The sequence below is a fragment of the Phenylobacterium ferrooxidans genome, from assembly GCF_042714595.1.
Lineage (GTDB): Bacteria > Pseudomonadota > Alphaproteobacteria > Caulobacterales > Caulobacteraceae > Phenylobacterium > Phenylobacterium ferrooxidans.
In genome coordinates this window covers 1-17,060 of the sequence record NZ_JAOTJD010000045.1, presented here as the reverse complement: position 1 = coordinate 17,060, position 17,060 = coordinate 1, and the positions used below count along the sequence as shown (strand labels likewise).

Genomic DNA, 17,060 nt, shown 5'->3' with positions numbered 1-17,060 from the left:
CTTTCCCCTTTGTTCATTCCCGGCGTAACAGAGTTAATCCTTGGAAGACTTGAATGTGGGGGGCAGAGGGCTTGGAGCCGCGCAGCGACCTCGACAGCCGGCTGGCGCGTATCGCGCGGGCGACCTCCAGCGGCACGGTCCTGCTGGACACCGCGGGCCGCATCGAGTGGATCAACGAGGGCTTCACCACCATCACCGGCTATTCCCTCAACGAATGCCGGGGCCTGACGCCCTGCGCCCTGCTGGAATCCCCCCACACCAATCCTGAGACCCTGGCCCGCCTGCGTGGCTACATCGCCGGGGGCGAGGGTTTCCGCCTCCAGGTCCAGCTGCAGGCCAAGGACCAGCGCCAGTTCTGGATCGACCTGGACGTGCGCCCGACCTACGACGCCGCGGGCGCCCATGACGGCTTTGTCTCGGTCCAGACCGAGGTCACCTCAGCCAAGCAGTTCGAGGCGCGGTTGAAGGCCACCTCGACCTCCCTGCGCTCGGCTGGCCACCTCGCCCGCCTCGGCGGCTGGGAGGTGGACCTGCGCGACGGCACGGTGCGCTGGAGCCGTGAGGTGCAGGAAATGCTGGGGCGTCCGGAGCGGGTTGAGAGCTTCGCCAGAATCCTGGAGATCTACCCGGAACGCGAGCGCGACCGGGTCCGGGCCTATACCCGCCAGGCCATGCAGACCGGCGAGCGCGTCGAGTTCGAGAGCCCCATGATCACCCCCGGCGGCGAGGACCTCTGGTTCCGCATCGTTGGCGAGCCGGAGATGGCCGACGGCAAGTGCGTGGCCCTCCACGGCGCCATGCAGGACATCACCGCCCAGCGCCAGGCCCATGCCGAACTGCTGGAGTCCGAACGCTTCGGGCGCGGGGTGATCGACGGGGTGGCGGCCATGCTCACCGTCATCGACGAGACCGGCGACATCGTGGCCGCGAACCAGGCCTTCCGGGCCCGGGGCGCGGAGCTCGCCAAGAGCGACACCTATCACCTGGGCCGCAACCTCTTCGACGTGGTGTCGAAGCTGCCCGGCAACCACGGCAAGGCCCTGATGAAGGGCTTGCGCGCCATCCTCGCCGGCAAGACCAAGTCCTTCATCCGCGCCTACCAGGCCGGCAGCGGCGAGTGGTTCCGCATGACCGCGGCGCGCTTCGCCGGCGAGGGTCCCGTTCGCTGCGTGGTGATCACCCAGTCCATCCAGGACTTGAAGGAATCCGAGGACCGGCTGCGCGACCTGAATGTCACCCTGGAGCGGGCCCGCGACGACGCCAACGCCGCCAACGAGGCCAAGTCCGCCTTCCTGGCCACCATGAGCCACGAGATCCGCACGCCGCTGAACGGGGTGCTGGGGATGGCCCAGGCCATGGCCCGAGACGACCTTCCGGAGATCCAGCGCGAGCGCCTGACGGTGATCCGCCAGGCCGGCGAGACGCTGCTGGCCCTGCTGAATGACCTGCTGGACCTTTCGCGCATCGAGGCCGGCCGGCTGGAGCTGGAGGCCTCCATGGTGGACGTCGAACAGCTGGTGGAAGGCGCGCACGCCACCTTCACCACCCTGGCCACCGAGAAGGACGTCAGCTTCGCCGTCACCGTGGCGCCGGAGGCTCGCGGCGTCTGGGCCGGCGACCCAACGCGGGTGCGCCAGATCATCTACAATCTGGTCTCCAACGCCGTGAAGTTCACCGACCGAGGCGAGGTCCGTGTGGATGTCTCGGTCGCGGCGCCGCACCTGGTGTTCAAGGTCACCGACACCGGCCCCGGCATCGCCGCCGACCGGCTGGGCGCCCTGTTCCAGAAGTTCGTCCAGGAGGACACCTCCACCACCCGGCGGTTCGGCGGTTCGGGCCTTGGCCTGGCCATCTGCCGGGAACTCGCCACCCTGATGGGCGGAGAGATCGAGGCCGCCAGCGTCCTGGGTCGGGGATCGGTCTTCACGGTGCGCCTGCCGCTCACCCGCATCGGCGACGCAGACGGCCAGGCGGTGCGGGATGACGTCTTCGAGGCCCCGCCTCTGCGCGACGGCTCGGCGCTTCGCATCCTGGCGGCCGAGGACAATCCGATGAACCAGCTGGTGCTGCGCACCCTGCTGGCCCAGGTCGGCGTCGAGGTGACCTGCGTCGACAATGGGGAGCTGGCCGTGGCGGCGGCGGCCACCGGTGACTGGGACGCGATCCTGATGGACGTGCAGATGCCGGTGATGGACGGCCCCACCGCCACCCGCCTGATCCGCGAGTGGGAGCGCAACGAGAACCATCGCCGCACGCCGATCATCGCCCTGACCGCCAACGCCATGGCCCACCATGCGGCCGAATATACCGCCGCCGGCATGGACGTCCTGGTGCCCAAGCCCCTGGAGCTGGAGCGCCTGCTGATCGCCATCCAGACCGTGCTCGACGAGGCCGACGCCGAACAACTCGACGTCGTCAGCTGCGCGTGAGCTAGCGCCGCCGCGCATTCGCGTCCTATGCTCCGCCCCATTGAAACCAAAGACATTGGGAGCGGCGACATGGAACAGCGGCGATTGGGAACCAGCGGCCTGAAGGTCAGCGCCATCGGTCTGGGCTGCAACAATTTCGGGATGCGGATCAGCGCGCAGGAGACCCAGACCGTCGTCGACGCGGCGCTGGATAACGGCATCACCTTCTTCGACACCGCCGACGTCTATGGCGGCACGAAGTCCGAGGAATTCCTGGGCGCGGCCCTGAAGGGCAAACGCGACAAGGCGGTGGTGGCCACCAAGTTCGCCATGGGCGAGAACGCCGGCGGCTCGCGCCGCTATGTGGTCAGCGCCGTTGAGGCCAGCCTCAAGCGCCTGGGCACCGACCGCATCGACCTCTACCAGATGCACCGCCCCGATCCCGACACCCCCATCGACGAGACCCTGAGGGCGCTGGACGACCTGGTTCGCGACGGCAAGGTTCTCTACCTGGGCAATTCCAACTTCTCCGGCTGGCAGATCGCCGACGCACATTGGAGATCACAAACGAGTGGGCTGGAAAGATTCGTCTCGGCCCAGAACAACTACAGCCTGCTGGAGCGCAACGTGGAGCGCGAGGTGCTGCCGGCCTGCGAGAAGTTCGGCCTGGGCTTCCTGCCGTTCTTCCCGCTGGCCTCAGGCCTCCTGTCGGGCAAGTACAGCCGTGGCGAGGCGCCGCCCGAGGGCACCCGCCTGGCCGCCTGGGGTCCCCGCGGCGCCGCGGCCCTGAGCGACAAGAACTTCGACCAGATCGAGAAGCTTGACGCCTGGGCCCGGGACAACGGCCACACGATCCTGGAACTGGCCTTCGCCTGGATCCTGGGTCACCCGGTGGTCAGCTCGGTGATCGCCGGCGCCACGCGGGCCGACCAGATCGTCGCCAACGCCAAGGCCGGCGACTGGAAGCTGACCCCAGAACAGGTGGCGGAAGTCACCAAGCTGGTCAGCAAGGACTGACGGAAGCGCCCAAGAAAAACCCTCCCCCTGGGGAGGGGGAGGGCCTTACTGACGAACCGCGGTGGAGGACGCTGCGGGTCGAATTGGGGTCTAGAATTCTTCCCAGCTGTCGTCGGCCGGACGCTGGGCCACCTGGGAGGTGGCGCGCATCTGCGGGCGCGGGGCGTGGGAAGCGGCCGGCGCCTGACGGCGGGCGCCCTGGGGTGGTTGAGCCACGGCGCTCGTCTTGAAGCGGGCCACCAGGCGGTTCAGCTCCTGAGCTTCCTGCGCCAGGCTGTGGCTGGCGGCGGTGGACTGCTCCACCATGGCCGCATTCTGCTGGGTCACCTGATCCATCTGGTTGACGGCGGCGTTGACCTGGTTGAGGCCGGTGGCCTGTTCCTGGGACGAGGCCGCGATCTCCGACACCAGGCCCGAGATCTCGCTGACCTTGTTGACGATGCCGGCCAGCGCCGTCCCCGTCTCGCCAACCAGGCGCACGCCGCTTTCCACCTGACGGGTGGAGGCGGCGATCAGGGTCTTGATCTCCTTGGCCGCTTCCGCCGAGCGCTGGGCGAGCGCCCGCACCTCGGAGGCCACGACGGCGAAGCCACGGCCGGCGTCGCCGGCGCGGGCGGCTTCAACGCCCGCGTTCAGGGCCAGCAGGTTGGTCTGGAAGGCGATCTCGTCGATCACCCCGATGATCTGGCTGATCTGCTTGGAGGAGGACGCGATCTCGCCCATGGCGCCGACCGCCTCGTTGACCACCACGCCCGAGCGTTCGGCGTCGCCACGGGCGGCGTTGACCACATCGTTGGCCTGCTCGGCGCCGGCGGCGGACTTTTTCACCGTGACGGTGATCTCGTCCAGGGCGGCGGCGGTCTCTTCCAGGCTGGCGGCCTGTTGTTCTGTGCGGCGCGACAGGTCGTCGGCGGCGCCCGAGATCTCGCCGGCGCCGTTCCGCATGCTGGACGCATTGGCGGCGATGACCAGCATGGCCTCCTCCAGCCCGCTCATGGCGCGGTTGAAGTCATCCTTGAGCTTCACATAGGCGACGGGGAAGTCGTCGGGCAGGCGGTGCATCAGGTCGCCGTCGGACAGACGCGACAGGCCTTCGGCCACCGACTCCACCACGTGCGCCTGTTCGGCGGCGAGCGCGGCGCGCTCGGCCTCGGCGCGCTGGCGTTCCTGGGCGCTCTGGGCCTCAAGGCGGACCTTCTCGGCCTCGGCGGTGGTCAGGGCCAGGCCGTTCTCCTTGAACACCTGGACGGCGCGGGCCATGGCGCCGATCTCGTCGCGGCGCTCCTTGCCCGACACGTGGGTGGTCAGGTCGCCGGAGGCGAGCTGGTCCATCGCCTGGGTCATGCCGGCGATGGGACCCGCGATCTCCTTGCGCGAAATATAGATGGCCAGAGCGCCCAGCAGCAGGGCGCCCGTGCCGCCGGCGCCCACCAGCCACCAGAAGACGGCCTGCTTGTCCTTCGCCGCGTCCACGGCGGCCTGGTCGATGTCTTTCATCTGCTGCCTGTTGAGCAGGGCGATGGCGGCGTGGACCTTGTCGTACACCGGGGTCATCTTGTCCTGCAGGGTGCTCTCGCAGTCGAACAGCAGGTGGATGAGGCGTTGCTCGGTCAGTTCCTTGTCGAGGGCGATATAGGCCTCAAGGTTCTCGGTGATCGTGTTGTAGGGCGCGACGTGCTCGCCCTCGATGAGGGGCTTCATGTCCTTCAGGGCGGCGCGCACCTCGGCGACCTGGGCGTCGAATTCCTTCTGCAGCTCCGGCAGCTGGGCGTCGTCGGTCTCCACCACCGTCTCGTAGGCGATCTGGTGCATACGGGCGAAGGCGCCATCGACCCTGGCCGCCAGGCGCGTGCCCCTCACCGGATCATTCACCAGGAACTGGGTGGCCTCCGCCATCTGATTGGCCTTGATCACCGCGAAGGCGGTCATGCCGGCCGTGAGGCTGAGCAGCATGGCCACGATCACCAGGATCTTGGCGGAAATCCGCAGATTGGAAATAAAACTCATGAAATCAGCCCTCGGCCGGACGCACGCCGGAATTTGGAATTCTGGTTAATCGCAGTTGGTTACAAATCGATGGACACCCGCAGGGCGAGAACGACGGCGGCCTCGGCGTCGCGGTCGCCGCCGGGGTGGACGACATACTGCAGGCTGGGCTGCAGGCTGAGCCGCGGGGCGACCTTGTCGGCGTAGGTCAGCTCCAGGGTTGACTCCGACGACGCCGCGGAGAGCCCGCCGCCCGCCAGGGTCTGCTGGAACTTGTCGGAGAGGCCGCCATAGGCGACCCCGAGGGAGAGGGCCGAATCCGGCCGTCCGCCGAAGACCTGCGTCATCAACAGGCCCGCCTGGCCCCCGCCCTTGAAGGGGGTGGTGTCGCCGTCCGAGACGCCGACGCGGAGAAAGCCCGCCACCGCGCGGATGTCGCCCTGCGCGCCTCGGAGGGGGTGGTCCACCAGCAGGTAGGCGCCGGCCGCCGTGCGCTGCACAGGAAGGCCCGCGGCGTCGAGATCGACGATGTCGTTCTGGTCCCTGCTGTAGCGCCAGAGCCCCACGGCCACCTTGCCGCGCCTGGTCCAGCCGGCCTCGGCCGCCAGCAGGACGCCGTCGTCGAAGTCGGTGTTGACGCCGCCAGGGTCCCCGAGGGCGCCGGCCTTGGCGTTGATCGCCGCGGCCTGGATGTAGGTGGCGTCGGAGGGCGCGATGCGGACCCTCAGGCCCAGCGCCGTGGAGGGGAAGATCGACGGGCCGTTGGGGCCGGTGGCGGCCAGTTCCGAGCCGATGCCGAAGGGGGGCGCGATCAGCAGGCCCGAAGCGTCGGTGGTGTAGAATTCGCTGTTGAGATCATAGAGGCCGGCCCGCACGGAGGCGCGGCCGAAGTCCTGCTGCAGCCAGGCCTCGTAGACCTTGCCCCGTGGACGGGTGACCTCGATGTTGTTGATCCCCTGCAGGGTCCCCGCCAGGTCGTTGGGGGCGCCGCCGGAATTGTTCAGCAGCGAGAGGTGGGCGGTGGCGCCGGCCCATCCAATGGCCTTGTCGAGGTCGAGGTCGCCCTCGATCATCAGGTTGTCCAGGAACCGGCCGGCCTGAGACGCGCCGCCCGAGACCGGGCCCGCGACATCGGCGGTATAGGTGGCCGCGAGGGCCCAGGCGCTGTCCTGGGCGAAGGCCGGCTGGCTGAGCAGGGCCGCCCCAAAGGCAAGGCCCAGGAGCGCGAGGCGTCGCCCCCCCATGGTCGTCACGGTCATTGGTGGTCCCACGCGAACCCGCTCCTGAGGCGGGCGTCATGGGCCAGGTTCGGGGAGACGCCTTAAGAACAAGCTTAAGCATGCGCGCGCGATTGTCGCAGGCCGCACCGTGTTCGGCTCAGGGCTAGCCGTCCAGTTTGTCGGGCTTCAGGTTCATCAGCCCGCGCCGCTCCAGCTCGCCCAGCAGCTGGTCGACCTGGCTGCGCAACTCCAGCATGCCTTCGGGGCTGAGGATCAGGAAGCCGGACTTCACCACCTCGGTCACGCCGAGATTGTTGGAGACATTGGCCGCCAGGGCCACCCGGAACACGCCAGACTGGAAGCCCAGGCCCGCCACCTTGTCGGCGAAGATCATCGGCAGGTCGAACTCGGGAAGGCCGGGGGGACTGGACATGGCGGCAGGCTGCCATGATTCCCCACTCGCCACCCTGGCAAGCCGGGCCAAGGCGCGCTTAGATGAGGCCCTCAGGGAGACCAGCATGGCCAAGTTTCAGGTGACACCGCTCACCCCCACCATCGGCGCCGTCGTGGGCGGGATCGACCTGTCGCAGCGGCTGGACGAGGGACAGCTCGCCGAGGTCCGCGCCGCCCTCCTGGCCCACCAGGTGATCTTCTTCGAGGACCAGCACATCACGCCCGTTCAACATCGCGACTTCGCCGCGAGATTTGGCGCGCTGCATACCCACCCCCTCTATCCCGGCGTGCCCGAGGCGCCTGAGCTGTTCATCCTGGACAACCACAAGGACAACCCCACCGACAACGACAGCTGGCACACCGACGTCACCTTCATCCAGACCCCGCCCATGGCCTCGATCCTCTACGCCAAGCACCTGCCCCCCAGCGGCGGCGACACCATCTGGTCGAACATGAGGGCGGCCTATGAGGCCCTGTCGCCGACCTTCCGCGAGTTCCTGTCGGGCCTGGACGCGGTGCACGACTTCGCCCGCGGCTTCCCGCAGCAGGGGATCGTGGCGGCGGGCGCCGGCGCCGAGAAGCACGCCAAGGCGCTGGCTGAGAACCCGCCCGTCCTGCACCCGGTGGTGCGGACCCACCCCGAGACCGGCGAGGACGGCCTGTTCATCAACTACGGCTTCACCGACCGCATCAAGGGCCTGCGCCGCAAGGAGAGCGACGCCATCCTGAACATGCTGTTCGAGCACATCCAGAAGCCGGAGTTCCTGGTCCGCTGGCGCTGGAAGGACAACGCCATCGCCTTCTGGGACAACCGGGTCACTCAGCACTACGCCGTCAACGACTACCTGCCCCACCGCCGGATCATGAACCGCGCCACCGTGCTGGGGGATCGGCCCTATCACCGCTCGCGCCTGCCCGCCGGGGTGAAGGCGGCCGCCGCGTGAGCGAGCCCGCGACCTATCCCGACACCGGCGTGCTGGCGGTGCTGGCGCGCCTGGGGTTCGGCCTGACCCTGCTGGCCATCTTCCTGGCCTCGATCGCGCCCGGCTGGCTGACCCCCAAACTGCTGGGGTCCCACTATCTGGAGCACTTCGCGGCCTTCTATGTCGCGGCCTGCGCCGGGCTCGCGGCCATGCCCCGCACGCCGATCCGCAGGATCGCCATGGGCTATCTGGGGTTCGCCCTGATCCTGTCGGTGATCCACTATGCCCGCCACGGCGTCCCGGAAGCCGCGATCCGCAATTGGGTCGCCGACGCCGGCGGCGTGATGGCCGCCCTCTCGCCGGTGGTGGTGGACCGGTTCCGCCGGCTGTTCGCGCCCCGCCCGTCATAGATCGGTCCAAGTCCCGAGGCACCACGTCCCGACATCGGGGACCATTTTGGAGATCACATGCCGCCCGGCCAGGACGACAACCCGTTCGGCACGCCCCGCGGCGCCTGGGGCCGGCAGCCGCCGACCACCTTCGGCATCAGCACGCCGGTCAAGCGCGCGCCCCGGCCGACCAACCAGATCCGCGTCCCGACGCCCTCCCTCGCACCCCGCAACATCCTGACCGGGGGCCTGGTGTCTCAGCCGCGGCCCGCGGCTGTCGCGCCGCCGCCGGCGCCCGCGATCGCTCCGGAGCCCACACCTGCACCCGCGCCAGAGACGGCGGCCGAACCCCACGATCGGCCCCTGGCGACCGGCTCCGTGCTGGCCCGCGCCAGCGCCGCGCCCAAGGCCCGGGCCGGCGGCCTGCCCTTCCCGCCGGTCGCCGGGATCGGACTGGTGATCGCCGCGATCGTGGTGGTCGGCATGCTGCTGTTCCCCCGCGATCCGCCCGCGTCGGAGCCGGCCGTCGCCACCGCGCCGGAGACCTTCGCACCGGCCCAGCCCACACCGGTTGAGCCCGCACCCGCGGCCATGGCGGATCCCGTGGCCCCGCCGCCGGTGGTCGCCGCACCGCCGACGCCGCCGGCTCGTACGGCCACGGCCGCGCCACGCCGACCCGCGGTGGAGGCTGAGACGCCGACCCCGATCACACCGCCGCCCCTGGCCGCGCCTCCGATCGTCCTGGCGCCCGCGCCGCCGGCCCCGGCCGCGGCGGTCCCGCCGCCGACCGATCCGGACGTCCCGATGATCACCCGCCTGCCGCAATAGGCAGGGTCAGGGCGCGATGACCCTCAGGGTCTCGGGGTCGAAGATCTGAATCTCGCTGCCCACGTCGGCATAGACCACGAGGTCGGGGTGGCTGGGCATGACCTTGAAATAGCGGTTCCCGGCCGCCGAGACCCCCATGGGCCCGCAGGGCGGATCGCCGGGCTCCACCGCCAGGCTGGCCTCCCACGAGGCCTTGGCCGCGCCAGTGGGCTCGAGCACGAAGCGGCCCTTGTCCTTGTCGTCATAGCCTTGGGCCGGAGCGAAGGCGCAGGTCGCGGTGTGGGGGCCGGGCGAGGCGGCGCGGATCGCGGGCAGGATCGCTTCCAGGGGCGCGTCCGCCGGCTTGGCGAAGGTGCGCACCACGGGGCGCCGCTCGGTCGGCGGGCCGTCATAGACCAGCTGGAAGCCCGGCAGGCTGTCATCGGCCTCGATATGTTGACCGCCCTGCTCCGGGCCGCAGGCGAAGGCCTGGATGGCAAGCTTGGCGCCCTTCACCTCCTGCCAGGCGCAGGCCGCGAACTCCGGGGCCGAGCGCAGGACCGAGACCACCGCTGTCGGCGGCGCGGCCGGGGGCTTGGCCCCGGGCTGCGTGCAGGCGCCTATCAGGGCCAGCCCCCCGACAGCGGCCAGTTTTGTCCAGCGAATGCGCATGACGTCCCTTGCTGCTGAGGCCCGGCCCTCGCCAGCGACCGAACGCCACATGCTGCACTTTCAGCTCGCAGATGTCGCCTGGCTTTACGGTTCCGAAAGCTCGCCCGCGTGGGGTGGAGGATCGACGTCGCCATCCCAATAGTGCGCGGCCCGCGGGAGTACAGGGACCTATTGTATGCGTAACCTTCTACAGCGGCAGCCGATGTTGTGGGCGGCGCTGGAGGCCAGCCAGGACTGCGTCAAACTGATCGGCCTCGATGGCAGGATCAACTACGTGAACGCTGGCGGCTGCCGGCTGATGGAGCTGGAGTCGCCCAACGATATTGTCGGCGAAGTGTGGGCCGAGATGTGGCCGGAGCCTTCGCGGGCCCAGGTGCGGGCGGCGGTGGCGAACGGCGGCGCCCAGCGCTCGGACCGATTCTGCGCGCCGCGCGACACCGCTCGAGGCCGGCGCAAGCATTGGGACGTGGTGGTCACGCCGCTGGTCGATGAACGGGGCGAACTCGAGGTTCTCCTCGTCACGTCGCGTGATGTCTCGGACCTCCAGAGCGCGCGCGCGGAAGCCGAGGAGAAGCGCGCCGCCTTGACCAAGACCACCGCGGCTCTGCGCGCGGTGGGGCGGGTCGCAAAGATCGGCGGCTGGGAGATCTCCCTCGAAAGCCAGCTTGTCGACTGGTCGCAGGAGATCTGGGACATTCTGGGTGGAACACCAAGACCCATCCAGCTCGATGAGGCGTTGGGCATCTATCCGGAGGCGGAACAGCCCCGAGTCCGGGACCTCCTCACCCATGCCGCGGCCACGCCGTTGGGCCAGACGCCACCGAAGCCTGGGCGGGACATAGGTCAGCCGGATCACCTCCTCCATCTGATCATGGGTCACCAGCGCAGCGGTGACCGTACAGGCTGCCCCTGCGCCTTATCTTCGCGTCCGCACAGATCTGATTTCGTTATGCAACCGGTTGCGGGCCAGATAGACTGATTTTATATTGCAATTGGTCTTGGAGGGCGCATGAACGCCTCACGCTCTGGCTGCCCGATCAATCTGACCCTCGAGACCCTGGGGGATCGCTGGAGCCTGATCGTCATCCGCGACCTGATGTTCGGCGACCGCCGTCACTTCCGCGAGCTTCTGACCCGGTCTGAAGAGGGAATCGCCTCCAACATCCTGGCCGACCGGCTGGCGCGCCTGGAGAAGGCCGGCCTGGTGTCCCGCCGCGACGATCCCAGCCACAAGCAGAAGGTCATCTACAGCCTGACCGAGGCCTCCATCGCCCTGGTGCCCTTGCTGGCCCACATGGGCGGCTGGGGCCTGCGCCACACGCCGGCGTCCAAGGAGCTCTCTGTCCGCGCGCAAATCCTCGAGGACGGAGGCCCCAAGCTTTGGTCGGAGTTCATGGACGAACTGCGCCACCTCCACCTGGGGGCCCCGGCGCCCAGGGAGTCGGTTTTCGCCAGACTGCAGTCAGCCTATGAGGCCGCGGTCGTCGAGGCGATGGTCTGAGAGAGGCGCTCAAAGCGAAGGCTGGCCTGCCTACAAGGGGCTGTCGCGTCATACACAGCGGAAGAAGGCGGGAAAATTTGGCGCGCCCGGAACGATTCGAACGTCCGACCCTCAGATTCGTAGTCTGATGCTCTATCCAGCTGAGCTACGGGCGCGCACATCGCCTTTCGGCGAAGGGCGGGTATCTAGCGGTTCGCCGGGCGCGATTCAACCACGATCTCGCACCAATTGCGGCGACTGGGCTGGCTTGGGCCAACTTGACGCGCCGGGAGAGAGCCAACATACGGGACGCAGAAACAAGAGGTGGGCCGGGTGTCCGCCCAGCAGGCGATGCACATGACCGACACCTCCAAGGCTCCGAACGTCATTCCCTACGAATTCTCCAAGGACTGGTTCTCGGGCAATCTCCCGACCTGGCGTCAGATCGTCGACAAGAACAAGCCGCGCAAGATCCTGGAGATCGGGTCCTTCGAGGGCCGCTCCACGGTCTGGATGATGGAATATTGCTCCATCGCCGTCGGCGGCGACATCGAGATCTGGTGCGCCGACACCTGGGGCGGCGGCATCGAGCACCAGAAGGGCGGCCGGATCGAGACCGACATGTCGGATGTGGAGAGGCGCTTCGACCGCAATATCGAGATCGCCCGGGGCGTCGCCCCGCATAAGGTCGATATCCACAAGTTGAAGACCTTCTCCAACCTGGCCATGGCCAAGCTGATCGCCGACGGCAAGACCGAGTATTTCGACCTGGTCTATATCGACGGCTCGCACCAGGCGCCCGACGTCCTGATGGACGCCGTCATGGCGTTCCAGGTGCTGAAGGTCGGCGGGATCATGATCTTCGACGACTATCTGTGGTCCATGGACGCGCCGGGGACGCAGGACGTGCTCAAGATGCCCAAGCCCGCCATCGACGCCTTCATGAACATCTTCCAGCGCAAGATGAACATCTTCATGGGCGCCCCGATCGGCCAGCTCTACACGCGCAAGATCAACCCCTAGGCCGGCGACCGCTCAGGGCTTACGCGCCCTCCAGCCAGTCCAGCATCCCGAGTTTGCACATCCACATCAGGCCCATCTGAACCGGCCGCCGCCGCTCGACCGGGAAGTCCAGCAGGACCTCCTTCACCGAACGCGTCTGCGCGCCCAGGATGTCGAGGACCTGCCCGCATTCAGGGCCCGTGCAGCGCCATGAGCTGGCGAAGCGGTCCAGGTCCAGCCCCATGGCGCGATCCACGTCCGCCGTCGTGACGCCGGGCCGGACATGGAGCAGGGTCTCCAGGTCCTGGACCTGGTTGGGGAAGCCCGCGAAATCGCGGTTCGGGTCGCCCTTCACCGGGTTGAGCCGGCCCTGGGTGGCGTCGGGGGGCGAGGCCTCGCGGATCGCGGTCAGTTCGTCGGCCAGGCCTGCGTACTGGCGGGCCACCACGGGCCAGTCGAACATCTCGCGCACCCGCTTGCGACCGGCCTCCCCCATGCGGCGGCGCAGGTCGGGCGAGGCGATCAGGGCGGCGATGGCCTCTGCGGCGCGGCCGACATGGACCGCGGTGTGCTGGGCGAGCGCCCCGACATAGAGCTGGTAGGACTCCATGCCCAGGGCGTGGCGCTCGGCGGCCCCCACGCTGGCCCCGCCGGGCGGTCCGCCCAGGGTCGGGATCAGGAACCCCTGCTGGCCGTCCTGCACCGTATAGCGGTAGCCGTCCCAGTCGCTGACCACCACCGGCAGGCCCGCCGCCATGGCCTCCACCGGGGTGATGCCGAAGGTCTCCTGGATGTTGTCCACCAGGGAGAGGAAGATGTCCGAGGCGGCCCAGAACGATCCCACCCGGCCCTGGTCGTTGCCGTCCAGGAAGTGAACCGCCACGGAGGGGGCGTAGGCGTCGGCGGCGGCCTGATAGCGGAGCCGGTCCTGATCGCCGTTGGGGAACCAGCCGACCATGGCGAAGTGAACCTTCACGCCGCTGGCCTGGGCGGCCTCCTCAATGGCGCGGAACATGGGCTGGGGCGCGGCCTTCTCGAAGAAGGACAGCCGGCCCAGCCACAGGAGCAGGATGTCGGCCTCGCCGATGGCCAGCTCCTCACGCAGCTTGGCGCGCACCTCCGGCCGGTCGGCGCGGGCCTGGATGGCGGGCTGGTCGACCCCCAGCGGGATCAGGGGCAGGTAGGGCTTGGGGTTCTTCGCCCCGCCGAAGCGGTCGGCCAGGAAGCCGGACCAGTCGTCGAACATCCGGTTCAGGGCGTCCTGCACCGAGGGCGAGGTGCAGATCAGCGCGTCCCAGGGCTGGATCGGCGAGGTGACGGCCATCGCCATGTCGGCGCGCAGGGCCGGCGGCGCCAGGGTGTGGACCAGGCCCATCAGGCTGTAGGCCCGGTCGCCGACCGCGCGCCGCCGCAGCCACGAGATGTCCGACAGCGCCGGCGTCCCCCGCAGCAGGGTCCCCGACTGCGCCACAGCGCCCTGGGCCAGCAGGCTGCCGGTGGTCAGGGTCGCCCCGCCGGGCGCGTCCCCCAGCAGGCCCTTGCGCAGGTCGGCGCCCGAGATGTTGGCCTGGCTGAGGAAGCTGACCTGGTCGAAACCGCCATGGGCGGCGAGCGCCCGGAACAGCTCCAGATTGGCGACATCCTTGCCGAACGGGTTGTTGACCAGGTTGAACTGGCCCGACGGATGGTAGATCGCCAGTCGCGACGCCAAAGGTCCGCCCCCACGCTCAGAGGGCCGTTTCCGCCCGGTCAGAAGCGGGGAATACGACCTCCCAGACCGCGCAGCAAGGCGCCGCCGATGGCCTCCGCCGCGGTCGGCTCCTCCTGCTCCTGGCCGCCGGGGACCATGATCGGCCGCTGGCCCTGCTGTTGGGCGCCGGGCATCTCCATCCCCAGCAGGCCGCCGGTCTGGGACTTGTAGCGGACCTTCACCGTCCACTCGATGTTCCAGGCGACCTTGGGGTCCTTCGGCCGCTCGGGATAGGAGAGGTTGGTCTCGTTCCCATAGGCGGCCAGCTGCACCATGGCCTGGGGCGCGGCCTTCACCACCTCCTGGGGCACCGTGCAGGCCGTGGTCTGGGGACCCATCAGGGCGCGGTTCGCCACCAGCCGGCTGATGTCGCCATTGCTGAGATAGTCGGGCAGGGAAAAGGCCGAGGCCTGGACCTCGCTGGAGGTCCACAGCACCACGGTGTCGTCCTGGCCCCCGCCGATGGCCGTCGCCAGGTAGGCCTGCGCCCCCGGAACCGCGCCCCAGCCGAGCTGCCCGGCGCCGCTGGCGCTGATGGCGTTGGTGGTGAGGTTCAGCGGCCCCAGGAAGTCCTGGGCGCCGTTCAGGCTGAAGGCGATGTCCGGCGAATAGGTCCCGCGGATCCGATGCTCGCCCACCAGGGAGCCGTTGCCCGGCACGCTGGTGCGGGTCTTTTCGTTGGGCCACTCGCCATAGGTGGCGTTGCGACTGGGCGACGGCGGCTGCATCGGCGTGACATTGAGGCCCCGGCTCATGGCCTCCATCCCCGGCGGCATCTTGCCCTCAGTCATCTTGGCGAAGTCGATCACCAGCGGCTGGCCGGGACGGGCGCGCTCGCCACAACCCCAGAAGATCAGCATTCGGCCCTTGGGCTTCTGGAAGTCGCGGGAGAAGGTCGGGGTCTCCTCCGTGCGCTGCACGGGCTCGGCGCGCGGCGTCAGCAGGGGCAGGGTCGGACCTGCCCGCAGGGCCTGGGGCGGCAGGTGTTCGGCGGTCGGCTCGCCCGCCGGCTTGCGCGACGATCCCAGCTGCAGGGTCAGGCTCTTGCTGGCGCCGCCGCCGCTCATGGCGCCCATCATCTGGCTCATGGACGGCTTGGCGCCTGGAGCCCCCATGCCGGCGCCGAAGCCGGACTGGGTCTGGGCGCTCATCCAATAGGTGGCGACCGGGCCGGTCACGACCTGCTTCTGCTGCGCGTCGGCCGCGCCGGCGGTGAGAGCGATCACACTGACCGCCGCCGTCGTCCTCATCCAAGCCATTGGGCGTCTCCTCGAAAGGCGGGTCACTTAACGGCTAAGCTTAGCGGATTCACGCGGCAAAAATGAAGACAGGCTCTGCATTCGTGCAGCCGGCGTGAAAACGCCGCGCATCCCGGCGAAGGCCGGGACCCAGATTCATCCGGAACTGTTCGAGCTGATCCTCAGTCCCATCTCGGGTGTCATCGCGACCGGAGTGGGTTTCACCTGGATCCCGGCCTTCGCCGGGAGGAGCGGACAGGGCGAGCCCTACAAATCCTTCCAGCAGCGCACGTCGGAACCCGGCCAGGGCGTCGCCTCATAGACCGCCCGGGCCACGGCCCGGGCCAGGCAGTCGGCGGCCAGCGCCCCGATGCGCGCGACGGTGAAATCGCCGCCCTCCAGGGGCCTGACACCGGTGGACATCGCGAAGACCACGTCGCCGTCGAAGGGGGCGTGGATGGGGCGGATGGCGCGGGCCAGGCCATCCTGGGCCATGACCGCCACCCGCTTGGCCTGGGCCGGCGTCAGGACGACGTCGGTGGCGACGCAGGCGATGGTGGTGTTCATGCGGGCCTGGGGATCGGCCTTGGCCAGGTCCCAGATGTCGGGCCGCGCCGAGAGACCCGCCGAGCCCAGGCCGCCGAACTCGCCGCCCAGCTCGAAAGGCGCGGCCCAGAAGGTGCGCCCGTCGCCGGAGACGACCGAGCCGAAACTGTTGACGCAGGCCAGGGCGCCCACGGCGATCCCGTCGGCGGCCAGGATGGAGGCAGACCCCGTGCCACCCTTCAGAGCGCCGGCCATGGCGCCGGTCCCCGCGCCCGTGGTGCCCAGGGCGACGTCGAGCCCCGCGGCCTCGACGGCCTCGCGCCCCAGGCGGCGATAGGGCGGATCCTCACCCCAGGCCCGGTCGCCGCCGTTGGCCACATCGTAGAGAATCGCGCCCGGAACCACCGGCGACCTGGGCACGCCGGGCCGATCAACCAGGCCATAGCCCCGGCCCCGCGCGCCCAGCCAGCTCACCACGCCGTCGGCGGCGGCCAGGCCATAGACCGAGCCGCCGGACAGCACGATGGCGTCGATGGCCTCCACCAGGTTCTCCGGCGCCAGGGCGTCGGTCTCCCGGGTGCCCGGCCCGCCGCCGCGCACGTCGCAGGCCGCAACGGCGCGCGCGTCGGGCAGGATCACGGTCACCCCGGTGCGGGCGGCCACGTCCTGGGCCTGGCCGACGGTCAGACCGGGCACATCGGTGATCAGGTTGCGCGTTCCGGGAGCGGCGGGGGGCTTTTGGCTCATGAGCGAACGAAGAGCATGGCTTGGCGTTTGTTGTCCACGCATGCGTCGCTATGGTGACGCCGCCCCATTTCCAGTCCCCTCATTTCCGCGTGGTCCGTCTGTGTCGCAACTCAAGCGCCTGAGCATTGTCCTGCTGGCCGGCCTGGCCAGCGCCTGCGCCTCTCTTCAATCTGCCCCTACCGCACCCGCCCCCGGCGTCGGAACAGGCATGGTGGCCGCCGCCAATCCGCTGGCGGTGGAGGCCGGCGTCAGCGTGCTGCGCCGGGGCGGCTCGGCGGTGGACGCGGCGGTGGCCGTGCAGGCGGTGCTTGGGCTGGTGGGGCCCCCAAGCTCCGGGCTCCGCCGGCGGGCCCTTCTTTCCTCTTTCCACCCCAAAACCCCCCAAGGGACCCCCTCTAAACGCCCCCAGGACCCGCCCGCCG

The 17,060-nt window shown here is 69.3% G+C and carries 16 protein-coding genes and 1 tRNA gene; 9 read left to right on the top strand and 8 right to left on the bottom strand.

What is annotated here, in order from left to right; translation table 11 throughout:
• The first annotated feature begins 53 nt into the window (after nt 1-53).
• Nucleotides 54-2,429 carry an ATP-binding protein gene (locus OCL97_RS19090; protein WP_377371359.1) on the top strand — a complete coding sequence of 792 codons (2,376 nt, stop codon included), beginning with the start codon at nt 54-56 and terminating at the stop codon, nt 2,427-2,429.
• 69 nt (nt 2,430-2,498) lie between these two features.
• Entirely contained in the window at nt 2,499-3,425 is a 927-nt protein-coding gene (locus OCL97_RS19085; RefSeq protein WP_377371358.1) for an aldo/keto reductase, read from the top strand.
• A gap of 90 nt (nt 3,426-3,515) precedes the next feature.
• On the opposite strand, the gene OCL97_RS19080 is transcribed toward OCL97_RS19085, so the two are convergent.
• From OCL97_RS19080 to OCL97_RS19070, 3 genes are all read right to left on the bottom strand, one after another.
• The gene (locus tag OCL97_RS19080) at nt 3,516-5,432 is read right to left on the bottom strand and encodes a HAMP domain-containing methyl-accepting chemotaxis protein (RefSeq protein WP_377371357.1); all 1,917 of its coding nucleotides are present in this window, start codon (nt 5,430-5,432) and stop codon (nt 3,516-3,518) included.
• A 59-nt stretch (nt 5,433-5,491) separates the two neighbouring features.
• Nucleotides 5,492-6,670: a carbohydrate porin gene (locus OCL97_RS19075; RefSeq protein ID WP_377371356.1), complete on the bottom strand. Its 1,179-nt coding sequence runs from the start codon at nt 6,668-6,670 to the stop codon at nt 5,492-5,494.
• A 124-nt stretch (nt 6,671-6,794) separates the two neighbouring features.
• The gene (locus OCL97_RS19070; protein WP_377371355.1) at nt 6,795-7,064 is read right to left on the bottom strand and encodes a hypothetical protein; all 270 of its coding nucleotides are present in this window, start codon (nt 7,062-7,064) and stop codon (nt 6,795-6,797) included.
• 85 nt (nt 7,065-7,149) lie between these two features.
• Between OCL97_RS19070 and tauD the strand changes: the two genes are divergently transcribed.
• From tauD to OCL97_RS19055, 3 genes are read left to right on the top strand one after another with little or no spacing between them, the layout of a single operon-like run.
• Complete coding sequence (tauD, locus tag OCL97_RS19065; protein ID WP_377371354.1) at nt 7,150-8,028, top strand: taurine dioxygenase; 879 nt, start codon at nt 7,150-7,152, stop codon at nt 8,026-8,028.
• Complete coding sequence (locus OCL97_RS19060; protein WP_377371353.1) at nt 8,025-8,417, top strand: hypothetical protein; 393 nt, start codon at nt 8,025-8,027, stop codon at nt 8,415-8,417. Before tauD ends, OCL97_RS19060 begins: the two co-directional genes overlap by 4 nt.
• A 57-nt stretch (nt 8,418-8,474) precedes the next feature.
• The gene (locus OCL97_RS19055; RefSeq protein WP_377371351.1) at nt 8,475-9,224 is read left to right on the top strand and encodes a hypothetical protein; all 750 of its coding nucleotides are present in this window, start codon (nt 8,475-8,477) and stop codon (nt 9,222-9,224) included.
• 6 nt (nt 9,225-9,230) lie between these two features.
• On the opposite strand, the gene OCL97_RS19050 is transcribed toward OCL97_RS19055, so the two are convergent.
• Nucleotides 9,231-9,875: a hypothetical protein gene (locus tag OCL97_RS19050; RefSeq protein ID WP_377371350.1), complete on the bottom strand. Its 645-nt coding sequence runs from the start codon at nt 9,873-9,875 to the stop codon at nt 9,231-9,233.
• A gap of 175 nt (nt 9,876-10,050) precedes the next feature.
• On the opposite strand from OCL97_RS19050, the gene OCL97_RS19045 reads away from it, so the two are divergent.
• Both OCL97_RS19045 and OCL97_RS19040 read left to right on the top strand, forming a co-directional pair.
• On the top strand, nt 10,051-10,854 hold the full coding sequence (locus tag OCL97_RS19045) for a PAS domain-containing protein (RefSeq protein WP_377371349.1): 804 nt from the start codon (nt 10,051-10,053) through the stop codon (nt 10,852-10,854).
• Nucleotides 10,855-10,884: 30 nt separating this feature from the next.
• Nucleotides 10,885-11,376: a winged helix-turn-helix transcriptional regulator gene (locus OCL97_RS19040; RefSeq protein ID WP_377371348.1), complete on the top strand. Its 492-nt coding sequence runs from the start codon at nt 10,885-10,887 to the stop codon at nt 11,374-11,376.
• A 78-nt stretch (nt 11,377-11,454) separates the two neighbouring features.
• Here the strand turns inward: OCL97_RS19040 and OCL97_RS19035 are convergent.
• Nucleotides 11,455-11,531, bottom strand: a tRNA-Arg gene (locus OCL97_RS19035).
• Between the two features lie 181 nt (nt 11,532-11,712).
• Between OCL97_RS19035 and OCL97_RS19030 the strand changes: the two genes are divergently transcribed.
• The gene (locus OCL97_RS19030; RefSeq protein ID WP_377371347.1) at nt 11,713-12,378 is read left to right on the top strand and encodes a class I SAM-dependent methyltransferase; all 666 of its coding nucleotides are present in this window, start codon (nt 11,713-11,715) and stop codon (nt 12,376-12,378) included.
• Nucleotides 12,379-12,397: 19 nt separating this feature from the next.
• On the opposite strand, the gene OCL97_RS19025 is transcribed toward OCL97_RS19030, so the two are convergent.
• The 3 genes from OCL97_RS19025 to OCL97_RS19015 form a co-directional block, all read right to left on the bottom strand.
• Complete coding sequence (locus OCL97_RS19025; RefSeq protein ID WP_377371346.1) at nt 12,398-14,068, bottom strand: glycosyltransferase family 4 protein; 1,671 nt, start codon at nt 14,066-14,068, stop codon at nt 12,398-12,400.
• 38 nt (nt 14,069-14,106) lie between these two features.
• Nucleotides 14,107-15,366: a hypothetical protein gene (locus OCL97_RS19020; protein ID WP_377371345.1), complete on the bottom strand. Its 1,260-nt coding sequence runs from the start codon at nt 15,364-15,366 to the stop codon at nt 14,107-14,109.
• A gap of 246 nt (nt 15,367-15,612) precedes the next feature.
• Nucleotides 15,613-16,638, bottom strand: a complete 1,026-nt coding sequence (locus OCL97_RS19015) for a P1 family peptidase (RefSeq protein ID WP_304780805.1) — start codon at nt 16,636-16,638, stop codon at nt 15,613-15,615.
• A 100-nt stretch (nt 16,639-16,738) separates the two neighbouring features.
• Between OCL97_RS19015 and OCL97_RS19010 the strand changes: the two genes are divergently transcribed.
• On the top strand, nt 16,739-17,060 hold a 322-nt coding region (locus tag OCL97_RS19010), incomplete at its 3' end, for a gamma-glutamyltransferase (protein ID WP_377371344.1).

What these genes read in the sequence shown, in the direction of transcription:
- OCL97_RS19020 (WP_377371345.1), bottom strand. Translation starts at nt 15,366, where the DNA reads ATGGCTTGGATGAGGACGACGGCGGCGGTCAGTGTGATCGCTCTCACC.
- OCL97_RS19015 (WP_304780805.1), bottom strand. Translation starts at nt 16,638, where the DNA reads ATGAGCCAAAAGCCCCCCGCCGCTCCCGGAACGCGCAACCTGATCACC.
- OCL97_RS19075 (WP_377371356.1), bottom strand. Translation starts at nt 6,670, where the DNA reads ATGACCGTGACGACCATGGGGGGGCGACGCCTCGCGCTCCTGGGCCTT.
- OCL97_RS19080 (WP_377371357.1), bottom strand. Translation starts at nt 5,432, where the DNA reads ATGAGTTTTATTTCCAATCTGCGGATTTCCGCCAAGATCCTGGTGATC.
- OCL97_RS19085 (WP_377371358.1), top strand. Translation starts at nt 2,499, where the DNA reads ATGGAACAGCGGCGATTGGGAACCAGCGGCCTGAAGGTCAGCGCCATC.
- tauD (WP_377371354.1), top strand. Translation starts at nt 7,150, where the DNA reads ATGGCCAAGTTTCAGGTGACACCGCTCACCCCCACCATCGGCGCCGTC.
- OCL97_RS19050 (WP_377371350.1), bottom strand. Translation starts at nt 9,875, where the DNA reads ATGCGCATTCGCTGGACAAAACTGGCCGCTGTCGGGGGGCTGGCCCTG.
- OCL97_RS19030 (WP_377371347.1), top strand. Translation starts at nt 11,713, where the DNA reads ATGACCGACACCTCCAAGGCTCCGAACGTCATTCCCTACGAATTCTCC.
- OCL97_RS19055 (WP_377371351.1), top strand. Translation starts at nt 8,475, where the DNA reads ATGCCGCCCGGCCAGGACGACAACCCGTTCGGCACGCCCCGCGGCGCC.
- OCL97_RS19090 (WP_377371359.1), top strand. Translation starts at nt 54, where the DNA reads ATGTGGGGGGCAGAGGGCTTGGAGCCGCGCAGCGACCTCGACAGCCGG.
- OCL97_RS19070 (WP_377371355.1), bottom strand. Translation starts at nt 7,064, where the DNA reads ATGTCCAGTCCCCCCGGCCTTCCCGAGTTCGACCTGCCGATGATCTTC.
- OCL97_RS19045 (WP_377371349.1), top strand. Translation starts at nt 10,051, where the DNA reads ATGCGTAACCTTCTACAGCGGCAGCCGATGTTGTGGGCGGCGCTGGAG.
- OCL97_RS19040 (WP_377371348.1), top strand. Translation starts at nt 10,885, where the DNA reads ATGAACGCCTCACGCTCTGGCTGCCCGATCAATCTGACCCTCGAGACC.